At 42.7% G+C, this 9345-nt stretch carries 6 protein-coding genes; 2 read left to right on the top strand and 4 right to left on the bottom strand.

The features are described from left to right. The first annotated feature begins 425 nt into the window (after positions 1 to 425). Positions 426 to 1412, top strand: coding sequence for a GTP 3',8-cyclase MoaA (moaA, locus tag AC5JMF_RS25525; RefSeq protein WP_495798506.1), 987 nt, complete (start codon positions 426 to 428; stop codon positions 1410 to 1412). Positions 1413 to 1466: 54 nt separating this feature from the next. On the opposite strand, the gene rpsD is transcribed toward moaA, so the two are convergent. Further along, positions 1467 to 2075: a 30S ribosomal protein S4 gene (gene rpsD / locus AC5JMF_RS25520; RefSeq protein WP_495798505.1), complete on the bottom strand. Its 609-nt coding sequence runs from the start codon at positions 2073 to 2075 to the stop codon at positions 1467 to 1469. Positions 2076 to 2346: 271 nt separating this feature from the next. Here rpsD and AC5JMF_RS25515 point away from each other — a divergent pair, with 271 nt between their 5' ends. Then, positions 2347 to 3066, top strand: a complete 720-nt coding sequence (locus AC5JMF_RS25515) for a hypothetical protein (RefSeq protein ID WP_495798504.1) — start codon at positions 2347 to 2349, stop codon at positions 3064 to 3066. 281 nt (positions 3067 to 3347) lie between these two features. Here AC5JMF_RS25515 and hetR read toward each other — a convergent pair whose 3' ends face one another. The 3 genes from hetR to AC5JMF_RS25500 form a co-directional block, all read right to left on the bottom strand. Then, positions 3348 to 4247, bottom strand: coding sequence for a heterocyst differentiation master regulator HetR (gene hetR / locus AC5JMF_RS25510; RefSeq protein ID WP_495798503.1), 900 nt, complete (start codon positions 4245 to 4247; stop codon positions 3348 to 3350). Positions 4248 to 5824: 1577 nt separating this feature from the next. Next, positions 5825 to 8188, bottom strand: coding sequence for an EamA family transporter (locus AC5JMF_RS25505; RefSeq protein WP_495798502.1), 2364 nt, complete (start codon positions 8186 to 8188; stop codon positions 5825 to 5827). Positions 8189 to 8779: 591 nt separating this feature from the next. After that, positions 8780 to 9345 (bottom strand): inorganic phosphate transporter (locus tag AC5JMF_RS25500; protein WP_495798501.1); only part of this gene is annotated, 566 nt, incomplete at its 5' end.

The raw sequence follows: 9345 nt of genomic DNA, 5'->3' as shown, positions 1-9345 counted from the left end.
ACCGACGCTCGATGACTCGCTCTAAGCGAAGCTATGCCGCAGGCTTTACGCTACGAAGTGCGTAATTAAGTTTTGTAATGGGGATTTAGCGCAAAGTCACTCTTTGGGTTTCCTCCTCACTGACGGCAGTTGTTCATGGGGGAAACCACGCCACTTGCGCGGCTGCCGGGAAACCCGAAGGGCGCAGTGGCTCCCCAAGATCACACTGCCTCAACTTTGTAAGACAGACCCCAACACAAAACTTGCCGGTTATATAACCGGGGACTTAAACCCACGGAACTAGTTAAGTAACTAAGCAAAATTAATTACATATCTTGTTTTTCTGTTCCCTGTTCCCTATTCCCCTGCGCCAAGCGCGAGGGGCGATCGCCTGCTACCTAGTTTCTCATCCCTGGCGGAAAATACAATAAAGATAAAAACTAACAATGAACCAGGTAGACTACCTCCGCATTAGTTTAATTGATCGCTGTAATTTCCGCTGCCAGTACTGTATGCCAGAGGGGTCAGAACTTGACTATATCCTCAAGCAACAGTTATTAACTGATGAAGAACTGCTTACCTTAATTCAAGAAGTATTTATCCCTGTTGGATTTACCCGGTTTCGTTTAACTGGGGGAGAACCGTTGCTGCGTCCTCGTGTAGTAGATTTAGTTAGGGCGATCGCCTCTTTCGCTGAAACTCAAGACCTCTCCATGACAACCAACGGGTTTTTACTTGCCCCGATGGCGCAAAATCTCTACGATGCTGGGTTACACCGGATTAATATTAGCCTTGATTCTCTCGACCCAGACACCTTTGACCAAATAATTGGGAATCGCGGACGTGGACGCTGGCAACAAGTTTGGCATGGCATCCAAGCTGCCTATCATGTTGGATTTGACCCGCTAAAACTAAATGTAGTGGTAATTCCCGATGTCAATGACCAGGAAGTTTTAGATTTAGCAGCCCTGACGATTGACAAACAATGGCATGTCCGCTTCATTGAGTTCATGCCCATCGGTAATTTGCATTTATTCGGCGATCGCGGTTGGGTCTCTTCAGCCGAGTTGCGACAACAAATCCGCAATTGCTGGGGATTGACAGAATCAAAAATCCGTGGTAATGGCCCCGCTGATGTTTTTCAGATTCCGGGAGCGAAGGGAACATTGGGATTTATTAGTCAGATGTCGGAGTGTTTTTGCGATCGTTGTAACCGGATGCGCTTGAGTGCTGATGGTTGGCTGCGCCCCTGTTTATTGAATGAAAATGGTCAAATTGATTTAAAAACTGCTCTGCGTACTGGTGTTAGTACCGTCCAGTTACGAGAGCAGGTCAGGCATTTACTAGCAATCAAGCCTGAAATTAACTACAAACAGCGCGATTCTGGAAATACGGGAATATATACTCGCACCATGTCGCAAATTGGTGGTTAAAACAGTCCTGAGTAATGAGTGCTGAGTTTTTATTACTCAGCACTCAGCACTCTCTTAGGCTTGTCGAGAGTAGTATTCCACCACAAGTAATTCATTCACTTGTAATGCTACCCATTCCCGCTCAACAACACTGTTGACCTTGCCAATTAACTTGTTTTTGTCAAACTCTAAATGGCTGGGGAGGTTGGCTAAACCGGGATATTGCAAATTGTTTTCTACCAACTTCCGAGATGCTTCGCGGTCTCTGACCGCAATTTCTTCACCAGGACGGCACTGATAGCTGGCGATATTAACTACGCGACCATTAACGGCTACATGACCGTGATTTACTAGTTGACGAGCTGCCGGGATGGTCGGAGCCATACCCATGCGGAAAACGGTGTTATCCAGGCGCATTTCTAGCAATTGCAGCAATACTTGCCCTGTTGAACCGGTGACACGTCTGGCTCTGCGAACATAGCGTAGCAGTTGCTTTTCTGTCAGACCATAGTTAAGGCGAAGCTTTTGCTTTTCTTCTAGACGGATAGCATACTCAGAGCGCTTTTTGCGGTTCTGACCATGTTGACCTGGTGGATAGGCGCGTCTAGCGCTTTTACGAGTTAATCCTGGTAAGTCGCCCAAGCGACGTACAATTCTGAGGCGTGGCCCTCGATATCGGGACATGAGTTTCCTTAATCTAATCCTGTTTAAACTTTACTCAGAACTACCATTATAAGTAGGTAGAAATCAGAATATCCAAAAATTCTAAATTTAGCCTTAGAATTTTGTGCTAACAATCTACTAATATAACTTTGGAAAGTTAATCCTAGCAAGAAAATCTTTTTCTTCCCCAATTCCCAGTACTCAATCTGAACGCTACCGCTGAAATTCTCTAATTACAGAGGATTTATAGCTCATTTGAGTTAGCATAACTTTGGGTGTTTGGAGAACGGCGATGTTACAAACCATAAAAATGTTTAATAAAGGTAAGAACAAACAAAATAGTTCTACCTCTAGGATGTTGACAGCACCAATTTTGGCTATGGCTGGTTGGTTAACAATCAGTATACCCGTTATGGCTGCTACTGCTTCCTACAGCAATGATTATCGTGCCTGTGTTGGTAGACTTTTAAGCGTGGGTGTAACGCCAGAAGCAGCTCCACAAGCTTGTGCAACGGCACTACGTCCGCGAGACTTGGCTTCCTGCGTTGTTAAAATTGCCAAGCAAACACAAATAGCACCTGCGGATGCACTTGCCTCTTGTAGAAAGGCTCGCCGTCCTCAGGAATTATCCACCTGTGTAGTTGGTATTAGTGATAATACCAAAGAGCCAGCTAATACAGCAGTTTTGGATTACTGTGGTCGTAGTTTGTTGCCTGTGACTTTTGCTAAGTGTGTGGTTGGCTTACGCAGTGAAGTTGATTTGACCCCTGCTCAAGCTCTGGATACTTGTATTGATGCTGGCGATCGCGCTAGTGGTATTTCGTCCTCATCTACACCTCCAACTGGACAACCCGGAGAATTCAATCCCACTTTTGAGACTACTCCAGTCCCAACGCAACCCAATGTAACGCCAACACAACCAAGTGTTCCACAACAGCCTAATGTGCCGCCAACACAACCAAGTGTTCCACAACAGCCTAATGTGCCGCCAACACAACCAGGCAGCAATTAATAACAGGTAAGCCAGTTCGTAGTCAGGACTTTAGTCTTTTTGAAGCGGTTGATGGTGCGTTGTACTGCGTGACAACACACCTTGCAACCCTGGCTTTTTGAGTAACAAAATAAAATTTTTCTTTATGAGTGCCTTCTTACAAAGTTAGGCGGGACGGAAACCGACACCACCTACTTTGCGCTTTTAACTTTTTACTTTTGCCTTGTTCGGTCATTTTGAATTTTGAATTGATTCATCCCTCTCCTTGTCAAGGAGAGGGACATTCGTCGTGGCAGAGTACATTAGTCTTCTTTCTTACCAAAGATCATCTGCAAAATCGTTGGTACGCCGCCTTCTTGATGATATCTATCTGCCCAAGCGCGGATGATTTCATCCAATTCTTCCATAGCCTGCTCCAAACGGTCTGATGGAATATCAAGCTCTTCTAGTACACGCATGGCATTTGGTCGCTGTTCTGCCCAGTTTCGCATCATGCGGAAATACCGAGCGGTATCTTCTACCATGATGTAGGTGCGCTCTTGTTCGTCTGCTGGGGCATAAAATGGACGGGTAAGAGCGTAGAAGGGCATTCCCCAAGGAGAATCAACGCGTGTTACTGTGCCTGAATAGAGCAGGCGGCGCTTGATATGCTCACCTAAAGCCTCGCTTAAAGGCATTTGGTGTTCGCTTGGTAAGTCTTCTTGCGATCGCTTGTGCAGAAACTCGATCAACTCTAGAAACTCAAAAGAACTAACTAATTGAGCGTCGGGGAGATTTTTAGGTAGCTTCTGCTCTATTTGTCTTTTTTCTTCGCTTGTCAGACTTGTACCAGGAACGCGCGATCGCCCCGGTTGCCAAGGGTATTTTTCCATCCAGACATAAGGCAATTGAATTAGATAGCGAGGTTCTTGAGAACCCAGCATTTTCAGCAGCTTGCCCTCTGTTAGCGCCTGTCTGACTTCTTCTACAATTATTTTTACTCGTTTCGGCTCAAGGTGGTGCAAATGCCCTGTCATTCGCAGGTTTTGCCCCTGCTCCAGATAGGTCATGTAAATTGCACATTTCGCTGCTGTTGCTGCTGCATCTAAAAATGCCCCATGCCTGTGCCCACTCGTCCGCATGGCACTAAAAGCCAGATAAAGCATGATCTGATCCATCGCACTGGGGCCAAGACGTTTGATCAGATCTATGTCGTTACTCATATTACAGACAAATTGAATAGCACGTTTACAAAGTTATTAGTCAATGAAAATAGGTAGTATACACCTGATTGAAGATAATGTCTTCATTTCAGACGATTATGCAATAAATTATCCACTTGTTGCTAGCTAAGCTCCCTATGTTTAGGGGATTTTCTGGTACATAGGCAAAACCATGATTTTAAATATGGCTGCTTCTGTATCTGACCAAAAAATCACATACATATGGCGGCTTGCATCCCTTAACTCGACTGTTTTTTTCGTCCCCAATAACTCACAAAGTCTTTCAGTTTTTACCAGATTTTGCCCGTTGTCGAACTAGCAACAATGCTAACGCCGCTCATACTTAATTATGGCACTATAACGCATTAGTCCACAAACTAGCTGGTAAGACGATTTACTGGGAATCCCGTTTTCTTAAAACTCATGTTTTCCATTGAGCTTTGGTAACTTTTGGTAGTACACAGATAGCTGAAGAGAATTTGCAGTGATGACAAGGGGTGTCTCTGAATCTGGTGTGAGAAAATTTACAAGTTAATTCACACGCACTTGGGAAAATATCATCAAAAGCTACAATCTCCAGTGAGGTTTGAGTAGTATTGATTTGTAGGTTACAGTCAAATCATCGAGAGCCAATAAAGCAGATAATTTCAACTTTTAAACACCTGTTGTTTTCTACATGAATTGTTATTAATCATATCATTATTTTACTTTTTTAGTATGAATTTATCTATTCTTAACTTTAAATTTACTTATTATTAAAATAATTTATCTGCAAAAAAATCAAGGTTTGTTGATATAGCAGGAGGCAGGAGGTAGAACTATTACTATCCGTAACATTCATGCTTTCAAAATGTTCTAAACTATGTGACTATAGCTATATTTGCAAAATCGGAGAATAGGAAATATTTTGATGTCAACTTTTAGATAGTGACTTATAGCAATTCGCAATGACGCTCCTACGGACGCTCGGATCTTGCTAACGCAATTTGCGATGCTTCAACTACTTCAATTACGCCTTTCGGCTCTGCTCAAGACAAGCTTCAGTTTACGCTCAGCAACCATTGGCAATTTGCAATCAAGAAAGCTGTTATGTCATGTTCGCTTGAAGACTTATCATTAGGGCTGACGCGGAGAGTGGGAGACGCAAAGACGCGGAGAAATTTTAATAATAAGTGATTATCCGAACTTGATATTAGCCAACAACCAAGGCATAAAAGTCTCTTTGATATCGTCATCAACTAAGCTAAAAAACATCTAAATTACATAATCAAATTAAATAAAACTCTTGTGGGGTGGGCATCTTGCCCGCCCTAATTATGCAAGTTATATGTGGAACAGCTTAAAAGGGTTAAGACCTCTATGTTTCTATGTATATAGCCTTAGCTTTAGTTAGGTTTGAATTCTTGTCTGTAGCAATATCCCGTAAGGTAAGGGACTTGCAACTAACAAAATATCCCATGGCTTTAGTGAGCAGTGGGAGCAGGGGAGGAAGAATCTTATAATCATCTTCGCTCTCAAAATTGGATAATTTATTTTCTGGAATTCCCTAACATCTTCAATTTTGAATTCCTATTTACCTAGTTTGTGGAATTAAAAGATTTAACTTGATTACGTATTTTTTCAAAGCTGAAAGCGAATGCGCCAAAAGTGACTAACAAAACTCCTATAATTTGGGGAATATCCAAATTCTCTTGAATAATCAACCCGGCAAAAATCACGGTTAAAACTGGAATGCTGCCATCGACGATCATCGCTGATTTTGATGCGCCTAGTTTGCGAACACCAAAATTATTGAATATGTGACTGGAGAGAGTTAGTACACCCAAAATAAATGCGCTCAGAACAAGTTCTAAGAACTTTGAGGGGCTGACTAACAAATTCCATTCACCGGGCAAAGGTAGCATTAAACACACAAAACTCACCGCTAACATAGTAGCGAAGTTAATTAAAGTAAAAGATACGGGGTGTATTTTGTTAGCACATAGCCGCGTCAAAATTATGTAGCAAGCAAAAGCAACTCCAGAAATCATGGCGGCAGTGCTTCCCAGGGATATATTACTGATGTCAGTGGGAGAACTTGCTAAAACGAAGATTTCACCGCAACAAATCGCAGCGATCGCAACTCCACCAAATAAGCTAAAGCGATCGCGAAACAGCAGTAACGATAATAGTCCCACAATCACTGGATAGATAAAGAATAAGGCGATCGCAACTCCAGTGGCTACTTGACTAATGGCAAGGTAAATTAGCACTTGAGACACGAATAAAAGAAATCCACTCACAATCGACAACCATAAAATCTGTTGTGATGCAGCACCACTACGGGTAGAATTTCCGCGTACCGAATCACCCAATTTTTGCAGGTCTTGCCACACTCTTGGGTGTAGTATGGGAGCCAAAAGCACCATGATTGGCACTACCACTATTAACCTGAGAGTTAACATTAACAAAACATTACCTAGAGTTGGCAATAATAAACGCTGCACGGGGATTACTCCCAAAAGAGAACCCTCATAGAAAATCACTTTGATCGCGACGTTGTAAAGTGCAGATATTACTGTTGACAAGACGATTAGTAAAAAACCGATCTGAATTGGCGCTAGGTTTGAGGAATTGCGCGATCGTGAGGTTGCAGAAGATTTTGCTCGTTGTTTTGGTGCTGGTGCAGTAGGAGGTAGGGATATAACTTCTCTTTTTGGCAAGTTCCGACTAAGGACGGAAATTGGTTCCACAGCCTTTTTCTTGGGTGGCTCTGGAGTTACTACAGGGGATGTAGTCTCATTCTGTGATAAATTCCGGCCAAGTACGGAAATCGGTTCCACAACGTTTTTCTTGGGTGGTTCTGGAGGTACTACAGAGGATGTTGCCTCATTCTCTGACAAGTCCTTGATGTTTTCTTTTGGTAGCGGTGATTGTATTACAGGAGATACAACTTCGCTTTCTGACAAGTCCTTGCTGAGGACAGAAATTGGTTCAGTGGTGTTTTCTTTTGGTAGCGGTGATTGTATTACAGGAGATACAACTTCGCTTTCTGACAAGTCCTTGCTGAGGACAGAAATTGGTTCAATAACATTTTTCTTGGGTAGTGGAAGTGCAGCAGAAGATGTAGTTTCACTGTTTAAGGGTTCTCTGAGGTTCAGAGTGATTGGTGCAAATGGAAACTCGGTTTCGCTTGTTGACGATTCCTTGGGGATAGTAGAATTTGACTCAGTATTATTCCTGATGTCTTTGCCAAACTCCGGAGAGATTTCAAAATAATTTTTCTCTTCTTGTTCAGGGAGTTGGATGACAGTGGGTATTCCTCCCATGGGTGCTTTTGGTGAAGTTTCTTCTCTAGTTTTTTCTAGTTCCTCATTTAAGCGCTGCATAAACTCCATCAAAATTGTTTCCCCTTGTTGCTGCTGGTTGTACATCCGGGACAACTGCTGGGAAAGATTACTTTGATAGTTCTTTAATTCTTGTTGCAGTGAGTTAAAGGTGATGGTAACGGTGTCATCCAAGTTACCAAGCATGTGTTCGACTTTTTGATTGATTTCACCGATCTCACCTACTATATTGCTACTCACTTCAGCAGACTTAAGCGTAGTTCGCTCGTAAGAGTTGCCCTCGTTTACTTGCGTAGCTAAAGTTGATAGCGAGGATTGCAATTGTGAAGATATGTGTTTTGCCAGAACTTCTGCCAGTTGCCGAATTAGCACTTGCTGTTCGGTGATTTGTCGTACCTTCAGCAACTGTTCTTTTTCTTCTTGTAAGTGTTGAATATCACTCGTTAAACGGTTTTTTTCTGACTGAAGCCGTTTGATGTCCTCCTGCAATGCTTTGAGGACATTCTGTTGGAGATTTTCTAAGTCATCAACTACTGCCCAGAGAGCATTTTCTGCGGCTCTAGATAGATCGCCTCTGATTCGCGGGTTATCTGGTTGCTTCTCGAATCGCCCCATTAGCTTTTAACCTCTAACACCTTGACAATAAAGCTGTTTCCGACTGGCGTTCATACTAATTTCCTGTATTTTGTCAGATAAATTAAAAATTTTAACAGGACTTCCGCATTTCAACGTAATTCTGTCATGTGTCACACAGAGTTGGCAAATTTGATACTTTGCCTTACTCGTGACTGGGCGGTTTTATTTTGGGCATCAACAAGTATTTGATCAGTTTGATTTTTATCAATTATTTACCAGTGAGATTTTTACTTCTTGAAAAAATCTCACTCCAAATGAATACAGATTGTTAGAGTCATGCAGATGCATGGACTATAACAACAAAATTGTTTGACTTGCGAAACTATATATAAATCTATGCGGAATGTAACTTGGGTAACAGTTTACATCTGTGTGAGTACTTCTCGTAAAAATCAAAATATTACCATCCCCTGGCCAACATTTTAATGAATGAGTAGCAATTCTGCAAAAATGCGCTTTAATTTTAGCCTTATGGCAGTATGAATTTTTCTGTACGCAGATGTTTGTATAGGAATCTGACTTGATTGATGAAATTATTTGCGTAGGTGGGGAGAGTCACTTCGACTTCGCTCAGTGACCAAGAAAAATCCGAGCTACGCTAAAGATGCCAGCACTGAGGACAGCACTGAGGGGGACTGTAATTAACCAGGCGGCGGCTATACCTTGTAAAGTTTTGAATTTAATTGACTTAATATTTTGTACTAGTCCAATACCAACGACACCACCTACGAGGGCATGAGAGGTGGAGACGGGTAAACCTAGCCGAGAGGCGAGGAGAATAGTGGTTGCAGTTGCAAGTTCGGCACAAAATCCACTACTGGGTTGCAAAGAAATAATATTCTCGCCAATGGTGGCGATGACTTTTTTCCCCCAAACGGCTAAACCAGCGACAATGCCAGCGCCACCCAGAATTAAAATCCATATAGGAATAGTAATGCCATTCGTGGGTACGCTACCAGTACGATTAATATAAACGATCGCAGCTAAAGGAGCGATCGCATTCCCTACATCATTAGAACCATGAGCAAAGGCCACAAAGCAAGCACTTAGTACTTGGAAACGGGCGAATAGGGGTTCGATGGGATTGGGGAGTGGGGAGTGGGGAGTGGGGAGTGGGGAGTGGGGAGTGGGGAGTG

The sequence above is a fragment of the Desmonostoc vinosum genome (assembly GCF_059505385.1).
Note: the sequence above shows the minus strand (reverse complement) of the source record. Positions and strands in the feature narration are given on the sequence as shown.